The following is a 25,076-nucleotide window of genomic DNA, read 5'->3' as shown; positions in this document are numbered from 1 at the left end:
CTCCCCCTCAGGTTTCATTCATTCATGAAAGTGGACGGTGATCGTTTTCTTTAATAGCTTCTCCAAATGCTTTTTCTGCTTCTCGACCTGGTATTGCTCCGGTTTCCAGTCTTCACGGCATTGAATGGAGAAAATGAGCGCTTCTTTTTGGGATTCCAATTGGATGTCTTCAACAATATCGCGTTTCGTCGCATTCAAACTATAGGCGAATTTGATGACCGCGCCGATGATATTGAATTTATCCAGCTCTTCTTCCGTAAACCAGTCTTCATAGAGCGCTGCATTGCGTTTGAACAAATTCTTGTTTTTATAAGAGGCGAGCAAGGCGACAATGATGCGCTCTTTGTGCAAAAGCCCATCGATGGTCCGGTTCGCCAGTAGATAGAAGGTATGCTGATTGCTCGATTCAGAGTCGATATACGAACCGAGATTGTACATGGAACTGCCAAGGCGGACCCATTGATGATCCTTCTCCGTCAATTCGAGAAGCCCTTGCTCTTCCAATTCCCGCACAATCATCAGCGAGCTATTGGTCACATGGATGGCATGCGTCAAATTGATATCGTAGTCGATCGCCAAATCGTAGAAACTTTCCTCAATGACATTCGGAAACACCGGCATCTCAAAATCTTTGGTCATCTCTTCATAAAACACGCCATCCCGAAGACCTTTTCGGCTCAAAGCAAACAATTCAGCATCAATCAATTCCATCAGGCAATTGAATACTTCCACGGCTGGAATGATGATATCCGCTCGGTCACGCGACAAACCTTCCACACGCTGCAAATCGTCAAATGCCATCGATCCCAGCCATTTGTTCGTTTCTTCCACTTCTTTTCGCTTCATGGTGTATTGATGGACACCGGAAAGTGGATAATCGATTTTTTCTTGGTGAACCTGCGCCAAGTTTCGCGCACTGCCTCCGATTCCGATCAATGGCAATTTCTTTCCTTCGATCCAATCAAGTGTCAAAAATTGGCTTTCAAGAAACTCCCGCAACGCCTTCAGTTCACTGTTTTTCGGTGTATCCCCTTCGATAAACTGCTTCTTCAGCGATAAAGCACCGAACGGAAAACTGTGGAAATGAATGAGTTCACGGCCTTCAAATAAAGTCAGTTCCGTACTGCCACCGCCGATATCGACCGTAATGCCGCTTTTGTACGACATCGAATTGACCACAGCCAAATAACCGTAATGCGCTTCTTCGTATTCCGATAGAATGCGCATGGTAAAATCCGTCTCTTTTCCAACTCGATCGATAATAACTTCCTGGTTTTTCGCTTGCCGCACAGCAGCCGTCGCCACGCATTTAATCGCTTCGAGCTGATGGTGGCGAGTGACTTCCTGAAAGCTCTTCAAAGTATCGATCAATACTTGTATGCCTTCTTCGGAGAGCGTATTATCATCTGTTAAATAATTGCGCAGACGGGCAACTGCCTTAACGTTCTCACTCTCAGAGAAACGCCCGCTCTTATCCCGCGTATAAATCACCAACCGGATGGTATTCGAGCCAATATCAATAATTGCGTACTTTTCCTGTTCCATACTATTACCCCCACATTCGCTTTCGCATATGCTATTGTATACCACCCAAGCATTCGTTCTACTCACCACGGGATAACTGAAACCAGCTTTTCCGACAAACGGTGTTCCCCTTGTATCTCCGCACCAGCTCCTAGATAATCCGACAGCTCCTCCACTTTTTCGACAGTCCACTTCTCCCCTGCCGTTACCAGCGGAATGCCTGGCGGATAAGGCGTTACCATAGCCGATGAGATCCGGCCAATCGCCCTCGTGTAAGGCACCCATTCCTGCACCGATAAATCCACTTCCTCAAACGATAGCTCGGGCACTGTCACCGGTTTGGGATAGCCAGGTCGAAATTCTGGAACACGTTTCTCCAATAAACGCACACTGTGCACAGCTTCTTTGATGCGGCTGCGTATTTCGGCATACGGATAAGCATGCCAAGGTTTTGACAGCGGCAAGATCAACAGCACCTGGAACAGATCTGCTAATTCCACATAAACACCCGTTTGTTCCAATGCCGCTTTCAGCTGAAAGCCCCCTCTGTTTTCGACCCGCAGCAATAATTTCAGCGGGTCGTCGGTCTCCACTACTTCAAGTGCAGGGATCCGCCTGATACTGGAAATGAAATAAAGGCGTTTTTCAAGAAAATCGCGCTTATCATGAACAGAATAATTTTGGATATATGCCCTCGCGTCATCAAGAGACGCCATAATGGGATAGGAAGGGCTGCTTGATTGAAAAATTCGCAAATACTTCCCGATCATTCTTTCCTCTACCAGCTCTCCTGCTATATGAAGATACGAGCCCATTGTCATAGCCGGTAAAGTTTTATGTGCGGACTGAACCACCACATCGGCTCCATATGCCAATGCACTCACCGGGAACGGCTCGCCCGCTGCTAAATGCGCCCCATGCGCTTCATCGACCAGCACGGGAATTCTACGTTCATGGCAAAATTCAATAATTGCCTCTAGTTCAGAAGAGGCCACGCCATAATAACTTGGATATGTCAAAACGACCGCTTTCGCTTCCGGATATTCATCCATGGCAGCCACTATTGAAGAAAGGGCGACAGCTGCAGCGCTTTTGGACGCCTCATCCCATTCAGGTGCTACATAAACTGGTTTTACATGGGCCAGTTCAAGCGCATGGAAAATCGATTTATGCGAATTGCGCTGCACAATTACTGAATCGCCTTCTCCGCAGACCGCATGGATCATCGCAAGGTTTCCTGCAGTTGAACCGTTCACCAGAAAGTAGCTTTTTTTCGAACCATACGCACCTGCCAGCAAATCTTCCGCTTCCTTGATCGCCGCATTCGGGGCGTGTAAATCGTCAAGGCCCTCCAACTCTGTCATATCATAGGCAAGTGCCGCTTTCAATTCTTTCGGTAAACCCGATAGCAGGCCATTTTTATGGCCTGGAACGTGAAACGAAATCGGCCGTCTTCTCTGAAATTCCAATAATGCATCCACCACTGGACGTCTTTGAGTCATAATCTTTGCATCCTCACGTTTTCATTCATAGTTTATTCCATTATACCGGACGCCGCATCTTTTCGAAAAGCTGGGCTGCGTTTTTACAAAAACAACACAAAAAAGACCGCCACCGGAATGAACCGGTAACGGCCTTTCTACTTGCCCAGCGACGTCCTACTCTCACAGGGGGAAACCCCCAACTACCATCGGCGCAAAAGAGCTTAACTTCCGTGTTCGGGATGGGAACGGGTGTGGCCTCTTTGCCATCATCACTGGACTTGTTGAGCTTGTTCGCTCAAAACTGGATAAATCGACATTGTGGGAAACTTGCGTTTCAGTTTGTTGGTTAAGTCCTCGATCGATTAGTATTCGTCAGCTGCACGTGTCGCCACGCTTCCACCCCGAACCTATCTACCTCATCGTCTTTGAGGGATCTTACTTGCTTGCGCAATGGGAAATCTCATCTTGAGGGGGGCTTCGTGCTTAGATGCTTTCAGCACTTATCCCGGCCACACATAGCTACCCAGCGATGCTCTTGGCAGAACAACTGGTACACCAGCGGTGTGTCCATCCCGGTCCTCTCGTACTAAGGACAGCTCCTCTCAAATTTCCTGCGCCCGCGACGGATAGGGACCGAACTGTCTCACGACGTTCTGAACCCAGCTCGCGTACCGCTTTAATGGGCGAACAGCCCAACCCTTGGGACCGACTACAGCCCCAGGATGCGATGAGCCGACATCGAGGTGCCAAACCTCCCCGTCGATGTGGACTCTTGGGGGAGATAAGCCTGTTATCCCCGGGGTAGCTTTTATCCGTTGAGCGATGGCCCTTCCATGCGGAACCACCGGATCACTAAGTCCGTCTTTCGACCCTGCTCGACCTGTCCGTCTCGCAGTCAAGCTCCCTTGTGCCTTTACACTCTGCGAATGATTTCCAACCATTCTGAGGGAACCTTTGAGCGCCTCCGTTACTCTTTAGGAGGCGACCGCCCCAGTCAAACTGCCCGCCTGACACTGTCTCCCAAGCCGCTAAGGCTTGTGGGTTAGAAGTTCAATACAACCAGGGTAGTATCCCACCGACGCCTCCCCCGAAGCTGGCGCTCCGGGTTCTCTGGCTCCTACCTATCCTGTACAAGTTGCACCAAAATTCAATATCAGGCTACAGTAAAGCTCCACGGGGTCTTTCCGTCCTGTCGCGGGTAACCTGCATCTTCACAGGTACTATAATTTCACCGAGTCTCTCGTTGAGACAGTGCCCAGATCGTTACGCCTTTCGTGCGGGTCGGAACTTACCCGACAAGGAATTTCGCTACCTTAGGACCGTTATAGTTACGGCCGCCGTTTACTGGGGCTTCGGTTCGCACCTTCGCTTGCGCTAAGCACTCCCCTTAACCTTCCAGCACCGGGCAGGCGTCAGCCCCTATACGTCACCTTACGGTTTTGCAGAGACCTGTGTTTTTGCTAAACAGTCGCCTGGGCCTATTCACTGCGGCTCTCTCGGGCTGTAACACCCTACCAGAGCACCCCTTCTCCCGAAGTTACGGGGTCATTTTGCCGAGTTCCTTAACGAGAGTTCACTCGCTCACCTTAGAATTCTCTTCTCGCCTACCTGTGTCGGTTTGCGGTACGGGCACCTCCCGCCTCGCTAGAGGCTTTTCTTGGCAGTGTGAAATCAGGGACTCTGAGGTAAACCTCTTGCCATCACTGCTTGATGTTATATAGAAACGGGATTTGCCTCGTTTCTCATCTCACAACTTGGACGTGCACAACCAACGGCACGCTCACCCTATCCTTCTGCGTCCCCCCATTGCTCAAACGGCGGGGAGGTGGTACAGGAATATCAACCTGTTGTCCATCGTCTACGCCTATCGGCCTCGACTTAGGTCCCGACTAACCCTGAGCGGACGAGCCTTCCTCAGGAAACCTTAGGCATTCGGTGGACGGGATTCTCACCCGTCTTTCGTTACTCATACCGGCATTCTCACTTCTAAGCGCTCCACCAGTCCTTCCGGTCTGACTTCAACGCCCTTAGAACGCTCTCCTACCACGGACATCTACGATGTCCATCCACAGCTTCGGTAATCCGTTTAGCCCCGGTACATTTTCGGCGCAGTGTCACTCGACCAGTGAGCTATTACGCACTCTTTAAATGATGGCTGCTTCTAAGCCAACATCCTGGTTGTCTAAGCAACGCCACATCCTTTTCCACTTAACGGATATTTGGGGACCTTAGCTGGTGGTCTGGGCTGTTTCCCTCTTGACTACGGATCTTATCACTCGCAGTCTGACTCCCAAGCATAAATCACTGGCATTCGGAGTTTGTCTGAATTCGGTAACCCGGGATGGGCCCCTAGTCCAAACAGTGCTCTACCTCCAGGATTCTTATCTTGAGGCTAGCCCTAAAGCTATTTCGGAGAGAACCAGCTATCTCCAGGTTCGATTGGAATTTCTCCGCTACCCACACCTCATCCCCGCACTTTTCAACGTGCGTGGGTTCGGGCCTCCAGTAAGTGTTACCTTACCTTCACCCTGGACATGGGTAGATCACCTGGTTTCGGGTCTACAACTGCATACTCACTCGCCCTATTCAGACTCGCTTTCGCTGCGGCTCCGGCTTCTCACCTTAACCTTGCATGCAATCGTAACTCGCCGGTTCATTCTACAAAAGGCACGCTATCACCCATTAACGGGCTCTAACTACTTGTAGGCACACGGTTTCAGGATCTATTTCACTCCCCTTCCGGGGTGCTTTTCACCTTTCCCTCACGGTACTGGTTCACTATCGGTCACTAGGAAGTATTTAGCCTTGGGAGATGGTCCTCCCGGATTCCGACGGAATTTCTCGTGTTCCGCCGTACTCAGGATCCACTCTGGAGGGAACGAACTTTCAGCTACGGGGCTATTACCCTATCTTGCGGACCGTTCCAGGTCGCTTCGCTTAATCCGTTCCTTTGTAACTCCGTATAGAGTGTCCTACAACCCCAGAAGGCAAGCCTTCTGGTTTGGGCTGATCCCGTTTCGCTCGCCGCTACTTGGGGAATCGCATTTGCTTTCTCTTCCTTCAGGTACTTAGATGTTTCAGTTCCCTGAGTCTGCCTTCTCATGTGCTATGTATTCACACATGGATACTGCTCCATTACGAACAGTGGGTTTCCCCATTCGGAAATCCCCGGATCACAGCTCACTTACAGCTCCCCGAGGCATATCGGTGTTAGTGCCGTCCTTCTTCGGCTCCTAGTGCCAAGGCATCCACCGTGCGCCCTTATTAACTTAACCACTGAGGGTCAAAAAAATAAGTTGATCGCAAAGCGATCACGCTACTTGATGCTTGTTTCTTAATCAATGTCGATCTATCCAGTTTTCAAAGAACAAGTTTGAAAGTCAATCCTTGCGGAGTGAACCTTCAAAACTGAACGCAAAACGTCAACCCGATCCGAAGATCGGTTCCGATATAATCCTTAGAAAGGAGGTGATCCAGCCGCACCTTCCGATACGGCTACCTTGTTACGACTTCACCCCAATCATCTGTCCCACCTTCGGCGGCTGGCTCCCGTAAGGGTTACCCCACCGACTTCGGGTGTTACAAACTCTCGTGGTGTGACGGGCGGTGTGTACAAGGCCCGGGAACGTATTCACCGCGGCATGCTGATCCGCGATTACTAGCGATTCCGGCTTCATGCAGGCGAGTTGCAGCCTGCAATCCGAACTGAGAACGGTTTTCTGGGATTGGCTCCCCCTCGCGGGTTTGCAGCCCTTTGTACCGTCCATTGTAGCACGTGTGTAGCCCAGGTCATAAGGGGCATGATGATTTGACGTCATCCCCACCTTCCTCCGGTTTGTCACCGGCAGTCACCTTAGAGTGCCCAACTGAATGCTGGCAACTAAGATCAAGGGTTGCGCTCGTTGCGGGACTTAACCCAACATCTCACGACACGAGCTGACGACAACCATGCACCACCTGTCACCGCTGTCCCCGAAGGGAAAGCCTAGTCTCCTAGGCGGTCAGCGGGATGTCAAGACCTGGTAAGGTTCTTCGCGTTGCTTCGAATTAAACCACATGCTCCACCGCTTGTGCGGGCCCCCGTCAATTCCTTTGAGTTTCAGCCTTGCGGCCGTACTCCCCAGGCGGAGTGCTTAATGCGTTAGCTGCAGCACTAAGGGGCGGAAACCCCCTAACACTTAGCACTCATCGTTTACGGCGTGGACTACCAGGGTATCTAATCCTGTTTGCTCCCCACGCTTTCGCGCCTCAGCGTCAGTTACAGACCAGAAAGTCGCCTTCGCCACTGGTGTTCCTCCACATCTCTACGCATTTCACCGCTACACGTGGAATTCCACTTTCCTCTTCTGCACTCAAGTCCCCCAGTTTCCAATGACCCTCCACGGTTGAGCCGTGGGCTTTCACATCAGACTTAAAGGACCGCCTGCGCGCGCTTTACGCCCAATAATTCCGGACAACGCTTGCCACCTACGTATTACCGCGGCTGCTGGCACGTAGTTAGCCGTGGCTTTCTGGTGAGGTACCGTCAAGGTACCAGTAGTTAATTGGTACTTGTTCTTCCCTCACAACAGAGTTTTACGATCCGAAAACCTTCTTCACTCACGCGGCGTTGCTCCGTCAGACTTTCGTCCATTGCGGAAGATTCCCTACTGCTGCCTCCCGTAGGAGTCTGGGCCGTGTCTCAGTCCCAGTGTGGCCGATCACCCTCTCAGGTCGGCTACGCATCGTGGCCTTGGTGAGCCGTTACCTCACCAACTAGCTAATGCGCCGCGGGCCCATCCTGCAGTGACAGCCGAAACCGTCTTTCCGTGCAGCCTCATGAGAGGCCGCAAACTATTCGGTATTAGCACCGGTTTCCCGGAGTTATCCCGATCTGCAGGGCAGGTTGCCCACGTGTTACTCACCCGTCCGCCGCTAAGATAATGGAGCAAGCTCCACTATCTCCGCTCGACTTGCATGTATTAGGCACGCCGCCAGCGTTCGTCCTGAGCCAGGATCAAACTCTCCATTATAGAGTAGTATTGATTGCTCAATAGTTGCTGGCGTATCGCCGTCTAAAAGACGCGCGATTCGCTTGATCTGCCGAAGCTGATCAGTAAGTAAGTCACGAACACCGAAGGTCGGAATGGCTGATTGCTCCGATCGCCCAAAGGCGACCATCGCAAAAGCCGTTCGCGCGCCAAGGCGCTCGTGACGTCTTTCGTTGACGTTTTGCTGTTCAGTTTTCAAGGTTCATGTTTGCTGTCGTTCCTGACGACTCTTACTATATTAAAGCACACCCTTTAGAAAGTCAACACTTTTGGTAAATTAAATTATATTTAAAAACCTTTCTTGATTCCCGCCACTCTTTTCATACAAAAAAAGAAGCTGTTCACCCATCTGAAACAGATGGATTAAACAACTTCCTTCTATAATAAGCTTTCATTAAAATCAAACGGAATAATTATACAAATATCATTATTTGTCAGAATATTTACCATTTATCAAGAGCTTAGGAAAGTTCGCGTCGGCCTTCGAGAGCTTTGGATAATGTGACTTCATCCGCATACTCCAAGTCGCCTCCAACTGGAAGTCCGTGAGCAATACGCGTCGTCCGGATGCCGGATGGCCTTACTAGCCGTGAGATATACATAGCGGTCGCTTCCCCTTCGATCGTCGGGTTCGTCGCCAAAATCAGTTCTTTTACTTGCTCGTCTTGAAGACGGGTCAAAAGTGATGGTACGTTGATATCTTCCGGCCCGATGCCATCCATTGGTGAAATGGCACCTTGCAGTACGTGATAAAGACCCGTGTAATCGCGCATCTTTTCCATCGCGATGACGTCTTTCGGATCCTGGACCACACAGATCATCGAACGGTCGCGGCTTGTATCCTGGCAAATCTGGCACGGGTCGACATCCGTAATGTGGCCGCAGACTGAGCAAAAGCTCAAATTGCGTTTGGCGTCGACCAATGCTTTCGCAAAATCAAGCACGGTGTCTTCTTTCATGCCGAGCACAAAAAATGCCAGCCGGGCCGCTGTTTTCGGCCCGATCCCTGGCAACTTCATAAAACTCTCCATCAATTTGGAAATAGGTTCCGGGTAGTGCATTATCGCTTACCTCCTAGAACATGCCTGGGATATTCAAGCCTTTCGTGAATTTCCCCATTGTGGAATTCGCATGCTCGTCCGCTTTTTTAAACGCTTCGTTTGTTGCAACGATCAATGTATCTTGCAGCATTTCAACATCTTCCGGGTCTACGACTGCCGGATCCAATGCGATATCAAGAACTTCTTTATGGCCGGAAACGGTTACTTTGACCATTCCGCCCCCTGCTGTTCCTTCAAATTTCAATGTACCGAGCTCTTCTTGAGCCTCCGCCATTTGTTTTTGCATTTTTTGCATTTGCTTCATCATACCTTGCATATTTCCTCCACCACGCATAATTGGTTCCTCCTCAAATTTTGTATTCGTTAATCATCATGGACTTCAACGAAATCCTTGCCGAAGAGCCGCTCCGCCTCAGAGACGAATGGATCTTCTTCAGGGCTTGCGCCGTCACCGGAAAACGGATTCTCTTCCTGTCCTTCCGGTTCCTGCGCGTCGCCTTCATTTTTCAAGCCGCCGTTGCGGATAAACTCTTCACGGATCTTCAGCCAATTGGCGTCCGGCACGTAAACCGGCGTGTAAGCCTTGCCCGTATACTGCTCGAGCAATTGGCTAAACGCTGCAGCAAAAGTCTGATTTTCAGAAGCCATCTGGCAATGAATATCATACTTGAATTTTAACACAAAAGCATCCGGGGATGCCGCTACCGGCTCGGCATCGTTAAGCAATGCCGAATGCGAGCGCTGCAGTTGCCCCATCACGGTGGCCCAATTAGTTTTGATCGCCTGGATATCTGGTTTCGTTGCATTCTTCAGCACTTCCTGAATGCGGCCAGTTGGAATTTTAAAGGCGCTTTGCGAACGCTGCCGCTTTTTCTGCTCGGCTTGAGGCGCCGCATTATTCGAGCCGCCGCCTTCCTTCATTTGTTGCTGAAGTTCGCGTACCAATTGCTCGAGGCTCGCGACTTTCGCTTCCAGTTCAGGAGACGGTGCACCCGCCCCGATGGTTTGGACGGGGGCGTCTGCTTGCACCATTTTCAGAAGTGCGGTTTCCATATAGATTTTCGTATGGTTGGAGAAGCGCATCTCCTGCTGGGTCTTTGTTAAAATATCGATCCAGTCATAAAGTGTCGACGCTTCAAACTGTTCTGCCAGTTCTTCGAAACGCGGTTCGAAAGCGGCAAGCTCCAGCATGTCGCGCAACCCAGGTGCTGTTTGGATCAGCAATAGGTCGCGGAAGAAGGTAATGAAATCTTCCACTAAGCGCACCGGGTCTTTGCCGTCGCGCACCAATTGCTCGAGCAAGGTCAACGCTTGGCCGACGTCTTTCTTCAACAGCGCTTCGGCAATGCCGTAAAACATGTCCTGGCTGATAGAGCCGGTGACCAGAAGCGCATCTTCAATGGTCATTTCATCTCCACTGAACGACACCACTTGGTCGAGCAAGCTGAGCGCATCACGCATACCACCCGCTGCTGCCTGGGCGATGATTTTCAACACTTGCTCATTATAAGGAATCTTAGCATCTTCCAAGACGGTGATCATTCGCGCGACGATGTCCGCTTGTGTATGCGATTTGAAATCGAACCGCTGGCAACGGGAAATGATCGTCAGCGGCAATTTATGCGGCTCGGTCGTCGCCAAAATGAAGACGACGTGTTCCGGCGGTTCTTCCAATGTTTTCAACAACGCGTTGAAAGCGCTGTTCGACAACATATGCACTTCATCAATGATATAAACTTTGAACCGGGAGTTAGCTGGAGAAAAACGAACTTTCTCGATAATTTCCCGCATTTCCTCGACCCGTGAATTGGAAGCCGCATCAAATTCGATGACGTCTGTATTCGAGCCTTCGTCGATGCTCCGACAAGAAGAGCATTCATTGCACGGTTCCGCTGCTGGGGCTTGTTCACAATTCAGCGCTTTAGCGAAAATCTTCGCCGCACTCGTCTTCCCGGTACCCCGAGGGCCTGAGAATAAATACGCGTGGGTCGTTTTATCATAAAGGAGAGCATTCTGAAGGGTTTGTTTGACATGCGTCTGGCCGGTCATTTCCGAGAAAGTCCGCGGTCTGTACACACGGTAAAAAGCTTGATACGCCACCTTGTTCTCCCCTTTTAAAAAGTCTTTGTTCCGTCCTTTCATTATACCATAAAAGGGCCTTGTTCCCGAATCATTTCACCGGGCGCCACACATTCTGGACAGAAAAAAACCTGCCCGCAAGCTGCGGACAGGTTTGGATCATTTAGGTTAAGCCGTGCACCTTTCTTCGACTGCTGTACACAAACGTTACTCATGTCGTTGGCTCGATCTAGGCAACCCCGCGGCACATAGAAAGTACCACTTAATGCTGCTTCCTTCCGGACCTGACATGGTTCATGGGTTTCCATTGCGCAGGACCCAGATGTCAACACTACGTGCATGAGGCAGACCTTGCATACAAACAGCCTCAGAAAGGAATTCAGTCCTGCTAGAGCGGATTGCAGGTTACAGGACACCGCTACCTTCCCACCTAGCACGGCATTTACTAGTATACGGAGTGCTGGAGGAAAAATCAAACATAAAGTTAATAGCGCGTAAAACAGGCGGGGATTGTCTCCATAAACCGGTCTATTTATCACTCTCCATAAAAAAACGCATTTTTTCTTTCAAAACTGTTGACGGGTTTTTAAATCCGTGATAAATTATATCTTGTCCAACACGGAGGAATACCCAAGTTTGGCTGAAGGGATCGGTCTTGAAAACCGACAGGGGAGTCAAATCCCGCGGGGGTTCGAATCCCTCTTCCTCCTCCATTTTTTGAATAACTACGCGCATGTAGATATGAGGTTGATTCGTTGTGTAAGCAACGAATTTTTCTTCCCATCAATATGTCCGAATATTACGATATAGCCCACAGGATTCTTCCTGTGGGTTTTTTATTGGCTTATTTCCCGGGAAATAAAAAAGGCGGAGACAATTGTCTCCGCTTTTTTAGCGTTTCAACACAGCGGTCTGCTGCATAAACTTGCCGATGCGTTCTACGATTTGTTCCGAGCAATCGGGGTCGTTCATCAAATCGTAGTCATTGATGTTGAGGCGCAGCACGGGGCACGCGTTGAACGAATCGATCCAGCGCTCATAGCGTTCGTGCATTTCCAGCCAGTATTCAACAGGCGTCTGCTGTTCCATCGCACGGCCGCGCTCTTGAATGCGCCCGAGAATGTCTTCAATCGATCCTTCGAGGTAAATCAATAAATCCGGATGCGGGAAATAGGGCGTCATGACCATCGCATCGAATAGGTTGGTATAGGTCTCGTAATCCACTGCATTCATCGTGCCTTTTTCCTGGTGCATTTTCGCGAAAATGCCGGTGTCTTCGTAAATCGAGCGGTCTTGGATAAAGCCGCCGCCATATTCGAACATCCGCTTTTGCTCTTTAAAACGCTCTGCCAGGAAATAGATTTGCAAGTGGAAGCTCCATTTCTCGAAATCGTCGTAAAACAAATCAAGATACGGGTTGCCATCTACGTTTTCAAAAGAGGTACGGAATTGCAGTGAATCTGCAAGTGCTTTGGTCATTGTAGATTTGCCAACGCCGACCGTTCCGGCGATGGTGATGACGGCATCTTTCGGAATGCCGTACTTGTCTCGCAAATTTTCATTCATATTGATAAGCTCCTTTTTTCAAGCGTGCCTTCCACATGAGTGAGAATCACTTCGAGGTCGGAACGGTTTTGCACAAAATCAAGTTCGTCTCCGTTAAAGCGCAGTACCGGAATTTCCGGATGCTCGCGCTCGAAACGTTCGATGAATTCATGGTAATCTGCAGACAATTGCTCCATGTAATCAGGCGTGATCATCTGTTCGAATTCACGGCCGCGCAATTTAATGCGCTTCATCAAGGTGTCGAGGCTCGCATGCAAATAAATGACCATGTTCGGCTTCGGCATATCGGCCGTCAGGATTTTATAGATCGCTTCGTATTTGGCATACTCTTCTTCAGGGAGCGTCCGTTTGGCGAAGATCAAGTTTTTAAAGATATGATAGTCCGCAACGACCGGCTCCTGGTTGGAGATGAATTTCTTTTGGATATCGCTCAATTGCTTATAGCGATTGCACAGGAAGAACATTTCCGTCTGGAAGCTCCATTCCTCGATATCTTCGTAAAATTTATTCAAAAACGGATTTTCATCCACGATTTCCTTCAGCAATTGAAACTGGTGTTGTTCCGAAAGTGCTTTCGTCAGCGAGGTTTTCCCCACTCCGATCGGACCTTCTACGGTGATAAATGGCACCGGCACAAGAAGTCCCCCTTCTTCGATTCAAGTAAAATGCAATGCCATTTATTTTACCATATCTCCAAAAGTAAAAGTAGAGCCAAATGGCGTTCCAAATTGTGCACGGCTTTGTAGTGCTTTGTCAGGATGAAAAAATGATACACTGAAAGTCGAGGAGCGATGAATCATGAACGGAATGGAAAAAGACCATTATTTTATGGGGCTGGCGATTGAAGAAGCCCAAAAAGCAGCCCAAAAAGGCGAGGTGCCGATCGGCGCGGTCATCGTGCAAGGCGACCGCATCATCGCGCGTGCCCATAATTTACGTGAAACGACGCGCAATGCAGTGACACACGCCGAATTGCTCGCAATCCAGCAAGCCTGTGAAGCACTCGACAATTGGCGGCTTGGAGACACAAAGCTTTACGTTACGTTAGAGCCTTGCCCGATGTGCGCCGGCGCCATTCTGCAATCGCGCATCCCGCATATCGTCTACGGTGCGCGCGATAGCAAGGCAGGCTGCGTCGATTCGCTGTACCGTCTGCTGAACGACGAGCGCTTCAACCACCAATGCGAAGTGACCGAAAATGTCATGGCGGATGAGTGTGGCGGCCTGCTCACCCAGTTTTTCCGCGATTTGCGCGCACGCAATAAAAATAAACGGAAAACCCAAGCCTAGGGTTTTCCGTTTTTCTATGCCAAAAATTCCTTGATCAACCGATTCACAATCTCCGGCTGCTCATGATGCACCCAATGCGTCGCCTCGCCGACCCAGACAAGTTCGGCGTTCTCACAGAACTTTAAGCTTTCAGTTGCGAGCATCGGCGACAGGAACTGGTCGCCGAGACCCCAGATGATGCGCACCGGCATGCGCATCGGGGCTTTTGGCATTTGCAGGAGACTCCCTTTTCGGATTGTCCGGTACCAATTGAGCATGCCCGTTAAAGCGCCTGGCTGGCTCCACGCATCTTTGTACCGTTCAAGTTCTTGGTCTGTGAATGCATCCAGCCTTGCGGTCCCTTTCATCGCCTGTTTCATCGATTCGAAATCGTTTGCAGCCATCAGCTTCTCCGGCACTTCCGGTAGCTGGAAAAAAGCCATGTATGAACTTTTCAGCCATTGCAGCGGGTTTTTCATGAAAACACGTGGCATGGCTGCCGGATGGGGAATATTGATGGCAATCAGCTTTTTAACGTAGTCCGGCTTGCTTGCTGCCAAATGCCAGGAGACCGCCCCTCCCCAGTCATGGCCAATCACCATCGCTGAAGTTTCCCCGAATGCTTCAATCAAACCGGCAATATCATCGCTTAGCTTATTAATCGTGTAGTCTTCTATTTGTTCCGGCTTGTCGCTCAAATGATAGCCGCGCTGATCCGGTGCCACAACGCGGTAACCCGAGGCAGCCAGTGCTTCCATTTGATGATGGAATCCATAGGAGAATTCCGGAAACCCATGAAGCAATACCACGAGTTCCCCATCTTCCGGTCCTGCAACTGCTGTGTGCAGACGAATACCATTGGTTTCAATCAAGTGAAATTCCACTTCTTGCATTTGAACCGCTCCTTTCACGTTTCTTATTGTTTACCCGTTTACTGCAAAGAAAAAGACCCGAAATGTATTCGGGTCTTCTCGTTTAGCGGATCGTTGTTTTTCCGCCCATATAAGGTTGCAAGACTTCAGGAATGGCAACAGAACCGTCTTCCTGCTGGTAGTTCTCAAGCAATGCCGCCACAGTCCGTCCAACAGCAAGTCCGCTGCCGTTTAGCGTATGGACGAATTCCGGCTTGCCTTTCGCTTCGCGGCGGAACTTGATGTTCGCGCGGCGCGCCTGGAAATCTTCAAAGTTTGAGCAAGAAGAAATTTCACGGTACGTCTCCTGCGTCGGAATCCATACTTCAATATCGTATTTCTTCGCTGCAGTAAAGCCGAGATCCGCTGTACACATCTTCAAGACGCGGTACGGCAGGCCCAACAGCTGCAACACTTTCTCCGCATGTCCCGTCAGCTTCTCAAGCTCATCATAAGAATCTTCCGGCTTCACAAAGCGCACCAGCTCGACTTTATTGAATTGATGCTGTCGGATCAAGCCACGCGTATCGCGTCCTGCAGAACCCGCTTCAGAGCGGAAATTCGCGCTGTAAGAAGCGAAAGCTTGCGGCAGCATATCCGCCGTCAAAATATCATCACGGTAGAAGTTCGTCACCGGCACTTCAGAAGTCGGGATGAGGAAATAATCTTCCTTCTCGATCAAGAACGCATCTTCCTCGAATTTCGGCAATTGCCCGGTGCCCGTCAAGCTTTCGCGGTTGACCATATATGGCGGCAGCATTTCCTCGTAGCCGTGCTCCTCCTGGTGAAGGTCCATCATGAAATTGATGAGTGCACGCTCGAGACGTGCGCCAAGCCCGCGGTAGAACACAAAACGGCTGCCGGTCACTTTAGCGGCGCGCTCGAAATCGACGATGTTCAAGTCGGTCGCGATGTCCCAATGCGGCTTCGCTTCAAAGCCAAACTCCGGCTTTTCGCCCCATGTACGGATTTCTTCATTATCGTCTTCAGAATCGCCGAACGGCACGCTGTCGTGCGGAACGTTCGGCACGCGCATCATGATGTAGTCGAGTTTTACTTCCACTTCGCGCAGCTCATCGTCGATCGCTTTGATCTGGTCGCCGACTTCGCGTGTTTTCGCGATCGCCTCGTCCGCATTTTCCTTGTTGCGCTTCATGACAGCAATCTGCTGGGAAGCTTCGTTACGCTCCGCTTTCAGCTTCTCGGTCTGGACGATCAGTTCACGACGCTTCTGGTCTAGCGCTTCGAAATCATCGAGTACGGAAATGTCTTCCCCGCGCTTTCCGAGCTTTGTTTTCACTTGTTCAAAATTTTCCCGTACAAAACGGATATCCAACATAGAAATTCCTCCTTAAGTCTTCGTCAAATAAGAAAAAACAACGCAAAAATAGCCCCCGTCCCCTGGTAAAGGGACGAGAGCTACCCGCGTTGCCACCCTGATTGATCGGCAAAAGCCAATCCTCTTCATCACATAACGGCATTAAAACCGGCACTGGCTCATCGCCATGCAACTCCGGGGTGGATTCAAACGCGTTTGACACCGGTTTGCACCAACCACCGGCTCTCTTACAGAAAAACTGCGCTTTACTATTCCCATCAACGTTTCTTCTTTGAAATTATTCATATTTTACTATAGTGCGCTGCGGTTGGCAAGAGTTCCCTGTTTTCGACCATGTCCAAAAACAGCTGCATCAGCCGGTGGTCACCGGTCAGTTCCGGATGGAATGAACAGCCAAGGAACGGCCCGCTCCGCGCCAACACAATGCGCCCATCATATTCACACAAGACTTCCACATCCTCACCAGCACGCACGATATGCGGCGCACGGATAAACACTGCTGGAAAGGGCGCGTCAATTCCCGCAATGTCCAGATCCGCTTCAAAACTGTCCACTTGCCTGCCGAATGAATTGCGCGCCACGGTCATGTCCATGACACCGAGATGCGCAGCTTCCTGCCCTTCAATTTCTTTTGCCAGCAGCACGAGCCCTGCACAAGTGCCGAACATCGGCTTTCCAGAATCAGCAAATTCTCTTAATGGTTCCATCAACTCCGCACGGTCAATTAAACGGCGCATCGCCGTGCTTTCTCCACCCGGCAGCACTAGCCCATCAAGGTCTGCCAACTCGGCTGCTTTCTTCACCACGACAGCCTCCGCGCTGCATGCCTGAATCGCCTGTACATGTTCACGCACCGCTCCTTGCAGTGCCAATACACCGATTTTCATCGTTACCAGCTTCTTTCCTGCATGCGGTCCGCCGCACCGATTGTCGCCATTTCCAAGCCTTTCATTGCCGGCCCAAGATCTTTCGACAGTTTCGCAATCAACGCATAATCCTGATAATGAGCTGTCGCTTCGACGATGGCACGCGCAAAACGTTCCGGCTGGTCGGACTTAAAGATGCCGGATCCGACAAAAACGCCATCCGCACCGAGTTCCATCATGAGCGCCGCATCCGCTGGCGTCGCGATGCCCCCTGCTGCAAAGTTGACGACCGGCAAACGGCCAAGCAATTTCACTTCTTTCAAAAACTCATAAGATGCACCTAAGTCTCTCGCAGCTGTCATCAATTCGTCTTCGCCCATCGCGACGATATTGCGCACTTCGGCATTCACTTGGCGTAAATGGCGCACCGCTTCGACGATATTCCCTGTGCCAGGCTCGCCTTTCGTGCGCAGCATCGATGCCCCTTCTCCAATGCGCCGTGCCGCTTCCCCAATATTACGGCAGCCGCAGACGAACGGCACCGTGTAATCATTTTTCAGCAAGTGAAATTCCTCATCCGCCGGTGTCAGTACTTCGCTTTCGTCGATATAGTCGACGCCCATCGCTTCTAGCACGCGCGCTTCTGTAATATGGCCGATGCGTGCTTTCGCCATGACCGGAATCGATACGGCATTCATCACTTCTTCGGTAATGCGCGGGTCCGCCATACGGGCAACGCCGCCTTCTTTGCGGATATCGGATGGCACGCGCTCAAGCGCCATGACAGCCGTCGCCCCTGCCGCTTCTGCAATTTTCGCCTGTTCTGCATTGACCACATCCATGATAACGCCGCCTTTTTGCATTTCTGCCATGCCACGCTTCACTCGATCTGTACCTTTTTCACTCATCTGAAAATTCCTCCCTTTTGTTGGTTGTTTCCAGTATAATAAACTGTGACCATATAAAAAGACTCAGTTTACGTTAATTTAAAAGGTCAGTTGGAGGAAACCTGATGGATATGCTCATGTTCCAATTGCAAAAACAATCAACCATTCCACTATACAAGCAGCTTTACCGTGAAATCCGTACCGCCATCACGGCCGGTAAAATTGCGGTCGATACCAAGCTGCCGAGCAAGCGCAAACTGGCGGATTATCTGCAGATCAGCCAGACCACCGTCGAACTCGCCTATTCCCAATTAGTTGCAGAAGGTTTTATTGAACCACGCCCGCGAAAAGGCTTTTTCACGATGCCGGTGGAAGAACTGGCTTATTTGGATCTGCCTCAAGAAGAAACAGCTATCCGCGATGTACCAAAACCCACTTATGTATATGACTTTAACCCAGCGCGCATCGATACCCGTTCATTCCCATTCCCGACATGGCGCAAAACGGCACGCGAAGTAATCGATGAAGAAAACCATGAACTCCTGCTCGCTGGCCATCCGCAGGGAGACGAGTCGCTGCGCGCTGAAATCGCCCGTTATTTATACCAATCCCGCGGTGTCGTGTGCGAACCGGAACAAATCATAGTTGGCTCCGGGACCGAACAATTGATGCCATTACTGATCCGGCTCTTCGATAAAAACTTGAGCTTCGGCTTTGAAAATCCGGGATACGCCTTAACCCATAGCATTTTCGAACACGATGACAGACAGGCCTTCCCAATTGCCGTCGATGAAGACGGCATCGAAGTGCAGGAACTCGACAAAACCGGCGTCGACATCGCCTACGTCACCCCGTCCCACCAATTCCCGACTGGCTCGATCTTAAGCGCCACACGCCGCGCACAGCTATTGAACTGGGCAGCCGCAAGTCCCGAACGCTATATCATCGAAGACGATTACGACAGTGAATTCCGCTACACGAGCCAGCCGATTCCTGCCCTCCAAAGCATGGACGTCGGCGGTCGGGTCATTTATGTAAGTACCTTCTCCAAATCAATCATGCCTTCGTTGCGCATCGCTTATCTCGTGCTGCCGCCAAGGCTGTTGAACGCCTACCGCAAGACCTTTTTGCATTACACGTCCACCGTACCGCGCATCGACCAGCAAATCGTCGCGACCTTCATGCAAAAAGGCCATTTTTCAAGGCATTTAAACCGCATGCGCAAACTGTACCGGAAAAAACTCGAATGCCTGATGCAAGCACTTGACCCTTATCAACCACTAGTGACTGTTTCCGGCGAGCAAGCAGGCATGCATGTCGTGTTGACCATCGATACCGAACGCACAGAACAAAACTTAGTTTCCTTGGCAAGTGATGCCGGAATCCGTGTATTCGCGATGCAGAATTACGACCTGCTTAAGCAAAAATCAACTTCACCAAAAATCGTCCTCGGTTTTGGAGGACTTGACGAAAACGAAATCCAGCAAGGCATCGGCCAATTGATGGCATGCTGGAATATAACAAAAACCAGCTCATCTGCTAAAAGATGAGCTGGTTTTTCTCAAAATAACCCCTTAATGAAATCCGCAGCACTTTTCATGGAAATGGCAAACCAATTGGCGCGCTCTACCGTTTCTGTCGCTGCTACATCCGCAGCGAGCTTTTCGCCTTTCAAGTACTCCACTTCATTGTCTTCAGAATCCAAAACTCTTACCTTACCTACAAGTTGGCCTTCCTCTACAGCTGCCTCGATCGGGGCTCCTTCTGTCAATTCAAGCTCGGTGCGGTACGCCTCTTGCTGAGCAGACGGGACCAGCAAACGAACCGGTTCTTTAACCGCTATCGCTACTTGCTCTTTTTCACCTTTTGCAACAGGGAGGGATTCCTGCCCCATAAATTGCTGGCCTGCTTTCATGATCTCCGTTTCTTGAAATCCAAAGCCGTAATCTAGTAATGCACGCGTTGCATCAAAACGAGCATCGTAGGAACCTTCTCCTTCAGCATCGACCGCTTTCATCACTATCGCAATCAACCGGATTCCGTCACGTTTGGCAGTCCCTGCGAAGGAATGGCCCGCAAAATCCGTCGTTCCGGTTTTCAAACCGTCCACGCCTTCATATTCATGGTCCATCCCAGGAAGCATCGTATTCCAATTGACCATGCGGATCTGGTCAGGCGTTCCTTTCCGGAACATCAATTCTGGAATTTTAGCAGTATCCAGAATTTCGGGGTAATCATCCAGCAAGGCTTTAGTCAGTATGGCAACCGAACGGGCAGACATCGTATTTTCTTCATCTTCTCCCGTCCCCTCAGGGTGCATGCCCAATAGAAATGAATTATTAAGGCCAGTTGAATTGACGAAATGTGCATCTTCAATACCCATTTCCTTCGCCTTATCATTCATCATCTGGACAAACTCTTTCTCAGTACCCGCAATCGTTTCAGCAATGCCAATCGTCGCCGCATTCGCCGAGTAAATCGCCATCGCTTCATATAACTCCTTCATCGTATAGGAACCATCCCGGCGCAGCGGAACATTGCTCAAGCGTAAATCCTGCGAAATCCGGTGGCTATAATCCGTCACTTCATATTCATCGTCCCAACTGACGATACCTTGCTCGATCGCTTCAAACAAAAGGTACTCACTCATCATTTTGCTCATAGAAGCAATACCAAGGACGGCTTCATCATTTTGTCCGTATAAAATTTGTCCGGTCTCTGCATCTACGACAATGGCCGCATCCGCCAACACCGGAACAGTTTCTTCCGCCTGCACGCGATTCGGCATCACAATCATCAGAGCTACAGCCATTACCATCAATATCTGAACCCATTTCACTAAACTTTTCACTCAGTTGTCCTCCATCAATTCATTCCTTTTGCTATTTTATCATACTCTCTGAAAGCAAAACGAAAAAAAGCCTCTCTAGGAATCCTTAGAGAGGCTTCTCGTCTTACATTGAGTAATTCGGTGATTCTTTTGTAATTTGTACATCATGCGGATGACTTTCGATCAATCCTGCACCCGTCATGCGGATAAATTGTGCTTCTTCACGGAGTGTCGCCAAATCTTTTGTTCCACAATAACCCATACCTGCACGAATGCCTCCAAGCAATTGGTGGATCGTATCTGTAAGAGGCCCTTTATAAGGCAAGCGCCCTTCAATTCCTTCCGGCACCAATTTTTTCGCTTCATCTTGGAAATAACGGTCTTTCGATCCTTTTTCCATAGAAGCAATCGATCCCATGCCGCGGTAGGTCTTGAAACGGCGGCCTTGGAAGATTTCTGTGTCTCCTGGGCTTTCAGTTGTTCCTGCAAGCAAGCTGCCAAGCATAACGACATGTCCGCCTGCAGCTAGCGCTTTGATGATATCGCCTGAGAACTTAATGCCCCCATCAGCGATAATCGCTTTGCCATGTTTACGGGCCTCAGTAGCGCAATCATAAACAGCTGTAATTTGCGGTACTCCTACACCGGCAACAACGCGTGTTGTACAAATAGAACCTGGTCCAATGCCCACTTTTACGATATCAGCACCAGCTTCAATCAAAGCTTTCGTTCCACTTGCAGTAGCCACATTCCCTGCCACAATCGTCAGTTCAGGATAGGCATCGCGGATCTGGCTGACCATGTTCAATACGCCTGCCGAATGACCATGGGCTGTATCAATGACCACGACATCGACATGAGCTTTCACCAATTGTTCAACGCGTTTCATCGTATCCGACGTAACACCAACAGCAGCGCCAGCAAGCAACCGTCCCTGGGCGTCTTTTGCAGCAATCGGGAACTCGATCACTTTCTCGATGTCCTTGATAGTAATAAGGCCTTTTAGCATGCCGTTCTGATCCACAATCGGCAACTTCTCGATTTTGTATTGCTGAAGAATTTTTTCAGCATCTTCTAGAGTAGTACCGACCGGAGCCGTCACTAACTTCTCTTTCGTCATAACGTCTTTAATTTCTAAAGAGTAATCCTGGATAAAGCGGAGGTCGCGGTTAGTGATAATGCCCACCAAAGTAAGATCTTCTTCACTTTGAACAATCGGCACACCCGAAATACGGTATTTCCCCATCAAATGTTCAGCATCGTAAACCTGGTGCTGAGGAGTCAGGTAGAAAGGATCTGTAATAACGCCATTTTCCGAACGTTTGACAGTCACTACCTGTTCAGCCTGCTCTTCGATGCTCATGTTTTTATGAATGACCCCTAGGCCGCCTTGACGCGCCATTGAAATAGCCATTTTTGCTTCCGTCACAGTGTCCATCCCAGCGCTGATAATTGGAATGTTCAGCTTGATTTTCGGCGTCAGTTCTACTGACAAATCAATATCCTTCGGCAACACTTCTGAATGAGCTGGCACTAGCAATACATCATCGAAGGTTAACCCTTCTTTAAGAAATTTTGATTCCCACATAATTGACACGCCTCCTGCTTCCTTTTGAATATTATTGTAAGGTTATCAGCGGTTTCAGGGGGTGTCAAGAAACTGATAAAAGTAAAACTATTCCGACTAATGGATCATAAAATTTTCTGTATATCTTTCTCCATTTGTTCTGGTTCAACCTGAGGTTCGTAACGCTGAATAATGGTTCCTTGGCGATCAATTAGAAACTTAGTAAAGTTCCATTTAATCTCTCCACTTACGTCATTTGTACCCCAAGAAGTCAAATACTTAAAAAGTGGATCAGCAAGTTCTCCATTTACGTCTATTTTAGAAAAGACGGGAAAGCTCACTCCGTAATTCTTACGACAAAACTCCTGTGTTTCCTTTTGCGTGTGGAATTCCTGATCATTGAATTGACCACTAGGAAACCCGAGAATTTCTAAACCTTGATCTTTATATTTCTCATACAGATGCTGTAAACCCTCAAACTGCGGAGTTAGCCCGCATTTGCTTGCTGTGTTGACAATAACCAACGGTTTTCCTTTAAAATTTTCTAGCTGTTCCATGTTGCCATCCGCTTGCTTTACTTCATAAGTATATAGATTACTCATCTTCACTCCACCTCTCCTTATCTTTAGCCTACCTTTGAAAAACTATCTTCACAAGAAATAAGAAAAATTTTCATACAAAAAAGGCCGTTACCGGAATGAACCGGTAACGGCCTTTCTACTTGCCCAGCGACGTCCTACTCTCACAGGGGGAAACCCCCAACTACCATCGGCGCAAAAGAGCTTAACTTCCGTGTTCGGGATGGGAACGGGTGTGGCCTCTTTGCCATCATCACTGGACTTGTTGAGCTTGTTCGCTCAAAACTGGATAAATCGACATTGTGGGAAACTCGCGTTTCAGTTTATTGGTTAAGTCCTCGATCGATTAGTATTCGTCAGCTGCACGTGTCGCCACGCTTCCACCCCGAACCTATCTACCTCATCGTCTTTGAGGGATCTTACTTGCTTGCGCAATGGGAAATCTCATCTTGAGGGGGGCTTCGTGCTTAGATGCTTTCAGCACTTATCCCGGCCACACATAGCTACCCAGCGATGCTCTTGGCAGAACAACTGGTACACCAGCGGTGTGTCCATCCCGGTCCTCTCGTACTAAGGACAGCTCCTCTCAAATTTCCTGCGCCCGCGACGGATAGGGACCGAACTGTCTCACGACGTTCTGAACCCAGCTCGCGTACCGCTTTAATGGGCGAACAGCCCAACCCTTGGGACCGACTACAGCCCCAGGATGCGATGAGCCGACATCGAGGTGCCAAACCTCCCCGTCGATGTGGACTCTTGGGGGAGATAAGCCTGTTATCCCCGGGGTAGCTTTTATCCGTTGAGCGATGGCCCTTCCATGCGGAACCACCGGATCACTAAGTCCGTCTTTCGACCCTGCTCGACCTGTCCGTCTCGCAGTCAAGCTCCCTTGTGCCTTTACACTCTGCGAATGATTTCCAACCATTCTGAGGGAACCTTTGAGCGCCTCCGTTACTCTTTAGGAGGCGACCGCCCCAGTCAAACTGCCCGCCTGACACTGTCTCCCAAGCCGCTAAGGCTTGTGGGTTAGAAGTTCAATACAACCAGGGTAGTATCCCACCGACGCCTCCCCCGAAGCTGGCGCTCCGGGTTCTCTGGCTCCTACCTATCCTGTACAAGTTGCACCAAAATTCAATATCAGGCTACAGTAAAGCTCCACGGGGTCTTTCCGTCCTGTCGCGGGTAACCTGCATCTTCACAGGTACTATAATTTCACCGAGTCTCTCGTTGAGACAGTGCCCAGATCGTTACGCCTTTCGTGCGGGTCGGAACTTACCCGACAAGGAATTTCGCTACCTTAGGACCGTTATAGTTACGGCCGCCGTTTACTGGGGCTTCGGTTCGCACCTTCGCTTGCGCTAAGCACTCCCCTTAACCTTCCAGCACCGGGCAGGCGTCAGCCCCTATACGTCACCTTACGGTTTTGCAGAGACCTGTGTTTTTGCTAAACAGTCGCCTGGGCCTATTCACTGCGGCTCTCTCGGGCTGTAACACCCTACCAGAGCACCCCTTCTCCCGAAGTTACGGGGTCATTTTGCCGAGTTCCTTAACGAGAGTTCACTCGCTCACCTTAGAATTCTCTTCTCGCCTACCTGTGTCGGTTTGCGGTACGGGCACCTCCCGCCTCGCTAGAGGCTTTTCTTGGCAGTGTGAAATCAGGGACTCTGAGGTAAACCTCTTGCCATCACTGCTTGATGTTGTATAGAAACGGGATTTGCCTCGTTTCTCATCTCACAACTTGGACGTGCACAACCAACGGCACGCTCACCCTATCCTTCTGCGTCCCCCCATTGCTCAAACGGCGGGGAGGTGGTACAGGAATATCAACCTGTTGTCCATCGTCTACGCCTATCGGCCTCGACTTAGGTCCCGACTAACCCTGAGCGGACGAGCCTTCCTCAGGAAACCTTAGGCATTCGGTGGACGGGATTCTCACCCGTCTTTCGTTACTCATACCGGCATTCTCACTTCTAAGCGCTCCACCAGTCCTTCCGGTCTGACTTCAACGCCCTTAGAACGCTCTCCTACCACGGACATCTACGATGTCCATCCACAGCTTCGGTAATCCGTTTAGCCCCGGTACAT

16 protein-coding genes, 1 tRNA gene, 5 rRNA genes, 1 other RNA gene and 1 other annotated feature (1 of these 24 only partly in view) are annotated in these 25,076 nt (G+C 49.9%); of the genes, 3 read left to right on the top strand and 20 right to left on the bottom strand.

What is annotated here, in order from left to right; translation table 11 throughout:
- Positions 1 to 18 precede the first annotated feature (18 nt).
- The 9 genes from ppx to ffs all read right to left on the bottom strand — a co-directional run bounded on the left by ppx (position 19) and on the right by ffs (position 11,617).
- A complete protein-coding gene (gene ppx / locus AUC31_RS15960; RefSeq protein ID WP_058382247.1) occupies positions 19 to 1,545 on the bottom strand; it encodes an exopolyphosphatase in 1,527 nt (508 codons plus the stop codon).
- Positions 1,546 to 1,607: 62 nt separating this feature from the next.
- Complete coding sequence (locus AUC31_RS15955; RefSeq protein WP_058382248.1) at positions 1,608 to 3,026, bottom strand: aminotransferase class I/II-fold pyridoxal phosphate-dependent enzyme; 1,419 nt, start codon at positions 3,024 to 3,026, stop codon at positions 1,608 to 1,610.
- A 143-nt stretch (positions 3,027 to 3,169) separates the two neighbouring features.
- Positions 3,170 to 3,285, bottom strand: a 5S ribosomal RNA gene (rrf, locus tag AUC31_RS15950).
- Positions 3,286 to 3,350: 65 nt separating this feature from the next.
- Positions 3,351 to 6,283 (bottom strand): 23S ribosomal RNA (locus AUC31_RS15945).
- 186 nt (positions 6,284 to 6,469) lie between these two features.
- A 16S ribosomal RNA gene (locus AUC31_RS15940) occupies positions 6,470 to 8,020 on the bottom strand.
- Together the 16S, 23S and 5S rRNA genes form the textbook arrangement of a ribosomal RNA operon.
- A gap of 479 nt (positions 8,021 to 8,499) precedes the next feature.
- Entirely contained in the window at positions 8,500 to 9,099 is a 600-nt protein-coding gene (gene recR, locus AUC31_RS15935) for a recombination mediator RecR (protein WP_058382249.1), read from the bottom strand.
- A gap of 13 nt (positions 9,100 to 9,112) precedes the next feature.
- A complete protein-coding gene (locus AUC31_RS15930; RefSeq protein WP_058382250.1) occupies positions 9,113 to 9,433 on the bottom strand; it encodes a YbaB/EbfC family nucleoid-associated protein in 321 nt (106 codons plus the stop codon).
- 29 nt (positions 9,434 to 9,462) lie between these two features.
- The gene (gene dnaX, locus AUC31_RS15925) at positions 9,463 to 11,199 is read right to left on the bottom strand and encodes a DNA polymerase III subunit gamma/tau (RefSeq protein ID WP_058382251.1); all 1,737 of its coding nucleotides are present in this window, start codon (positions 11,197 to 11,199) and stop codon (positions 9,463 to 9,465) included.
- Positions 11,200 to 11,351: 152 nt separating this feature from the next.
- An RNA gene (ffs, locus tag AUC31_RS15920) (signal recognition particle sRNA large type) lies at positions 11,352 to 11,617 on the bottom strand.
- Between the two features lie 181 nt (positions 11,618 to 11,798).
- Between ffs and AUC31_RS15915 the strand changes: the two genes are divergently transcribed.
- A tRNA-Ser gene (locus AUC31_RS15915) sits at positions 11,799 to 11,891 on the top strand.
- 178 nt (positions 11,892 to 12,069) lie between these two features.
- On the opposite strand, the gene AUC31_RS15910 is transcribed toward AUC31_RS15915, so the two are convergent.
- Together AUC31_RS15910 and AUC31_RS15905 are read right to left on the bottom strand one after the other, a co-directional pair.
- On the bottom strand, positions 12,070 to 12,744 hold the full coding sequence (locus AUC31_RS15910; RefSeq protein WP_058382252.1) for a deoxynucleoside kinase: 675 nt from the start codon (positions 12,742 to 12,744) through the stop codon (positions 12,070 to 12,072).
- Positions 12,741 to 13,379, bottom strand: a complete 639-nt coding sequence (locus AUC31_RS15905; RefSeq protein ID WP_058382253.1) for a deoxynucleoside kinase — start codon at positions 13,377 to 13,379, stop codon at positions 12,741 to 12,743. Before AUC31_RS15905 ends, AUC31_RS15910 begins: the two co-directional genes overlap by 4 nt.
- Before the next feature lie 163 nt (positions 13,380 to 13,542).
- Between AUC31_RS15905 and tadA the strand changes: the two genes are divergently transcribed.
- Positions 13,543 to 14,034 carry a tRNA adenosine(34) deaminase TadA gene (gene tadA, locus AUC31_RS15900; RefSeq protein ID WP_157073514.1) on the top strand — a complete coding sequence of 164 codons (492 nt, stop codon included), beginning with the start codon at positions 13,543 to 13,545 and terminating at the stop codon, positions 14,032 to 14,034.
- A 14-nt stretch (positions 14,035 to 14,048) separates the two neighbouring features.
- Here the strand turns inward: tadA and AUC31_RS15895 are convergent, their stop codons facing one another.
- The 4 genes from AUC31_RS15895 to pdxS all read right to left on the bottom strand — a co-directional run bounded on the left by AUC31_RS15895 (position 14,049) and on the right by pdxS (position 18,037).
- Positions 14,049 to 14,906, bottom strand: a complete 858-nt coding sequence (locus tag AUC31_RS15895) for an alpha/beta fold hydrolase (RefSeq protein WP_058382254.1) — start codon at positions 14,904 to 14,906, stop codon at positions 14,049 to 14,051.
- A gap of 82 nt (positions 14,907 to 14,988) precedes the next feature.
- Positions 14,989 to 16,263, bottom strand: a complete 1,275-nt coding sequence (gene serS, locus AUC31_RS15890) for a serine--tRNA ligase (RefSeq protein ID WP_058382255.1) — start codon at positions 16,261 to 16,263, stop codon at positions 14,989 to 14,991.
- Positions 16,264 to 16,329: 66 nt separating this feature from the next.
- Positions 16,330 to 16,533: a binding site (T-box leader), on the bottom strand.
- Positions 16,534 to 16,544: 11 nt separating this feature from the next.
- On the bottom strand, positions 16,545 to 17,150 hold the full coding sequence (pdxT, locus tag AUC31_RS15885; RefSeq protein ID WP_058382256.1) for a pyridoxal 5'-phosphate synthase glutaminase subunit PdxT: 606 nt from the start codon (positions 17,148 to 17,150) through the stop codon (positions 16,545 to 16,547).
- 2 nt (positions 17,151 to 17,152) lie between these two features.
- Positions 17,153 to 18,037, bottom strand: coding sequence for a pyridoxal 5'-phosphate synthase lyase subunit PdxS (gene pdxS, locus AUC31_RS15880; protein WP_058382257.1), 885 nt, complete (start codon positions 18,035 to 18,037; stop codon positions 17,153 to 17,155).
- 104 nt (positions 18,038 to 18,141) lie between these two features.
- Here pdxS and pdxR point away from each other — a divergent pair, with 104 nt between their 5' ends.
- Positions 18,142 to 19,566 carry a MocR-like pyridoxine biosynthesis transcription factor PdxR gene (pdxR, locus tag AUC31_RS15875; RefSeq protein WP_058382258.1) on the top strand — a complete coding sequence of 475 codons (1,425 nt, stop codon included), beginning with the start codon at positions 18,142 to 18,144 and terminating at the stop codon, positions 19,564 to 19,566.
- Positions 19,567 to 19,577: 11 nt separating this feature from the next.
- Here the strand turns inward: pdxR and AUC31_RS15870 are convergent, their stop codons facing one another.
- The 5 genes from AUC31_RS15870 to AUC31_RS15850 form a co-directional block, all read right to left on the bottom strand.
- Positions 19,578 to 20,867 (bottom strand): D-alanyl-D-alanine carboxypeptidase family protein, encoded by a 1,290-nt coding sequence (locus AUC31_RS15870; RefSeq protein WP_237150652.1) that lies wholly within the window; start codon positions 20,865 to 20,867, stop codon positions 19,578 to 19,580.
- A gap of 103 nt (positions 20,868 to 20,970) precedes the next feature.
- Positions 20,971 to 22,434 (bottom strand): IMP dehydrogenase, encoded by a 1,464-nt coding sequence (gene guaB / locus AUC31_RS15865; protein ID WP_058382259.1) that lies wholly within the window; start codon positions 22,432 to 22,434, stop codon positions 20,971 to 20,973.
- Positions 22,435 to 22,538: 104 nt separating this feature from the next.
- A complete protein-coding gene (locus tag AUC31_RS15860; protein ID WP_058382260.1) occupies positions 22,539 to 23,015 on the bottom strand; it encodes a glutathione peroxidase in 477 nt (158 codons plus the stop codon).
- A gap of 121 nt (positions 23,016 to 23,136) precedes the next feature.
- A 5S ribosomal RNA gene (gene rrf / locus AUC31_RS15855) occupies positions 23,137 to 23,252 on the bottom strand.
- A 65-nt stretch (positions 23,253 to 23,317) separates the two neighbouring features.
- Positions 23,318 to 25,076: ribosomal RNA gene (locus tag AUC31_RS15850) — 23S ribosomal RNA — on the bottom strand; it runs 1,174 nt beyond the window's last position.

Origin of the sequence: Planococcus rifietoensis (genome assembly GCF_001465795.2) — a bacterium.
Classification (GTDB): domain Bacteria; phylum Bacillota; class Bacilli; order Bacillales_A; family Planococcaceae; genus Planococcus; species Planococcus rifietoensis.
Note: the sequence above shows the minus strand (reverse complement) of the source record. Positions and strands in the feature narration are given on the sequence as shown.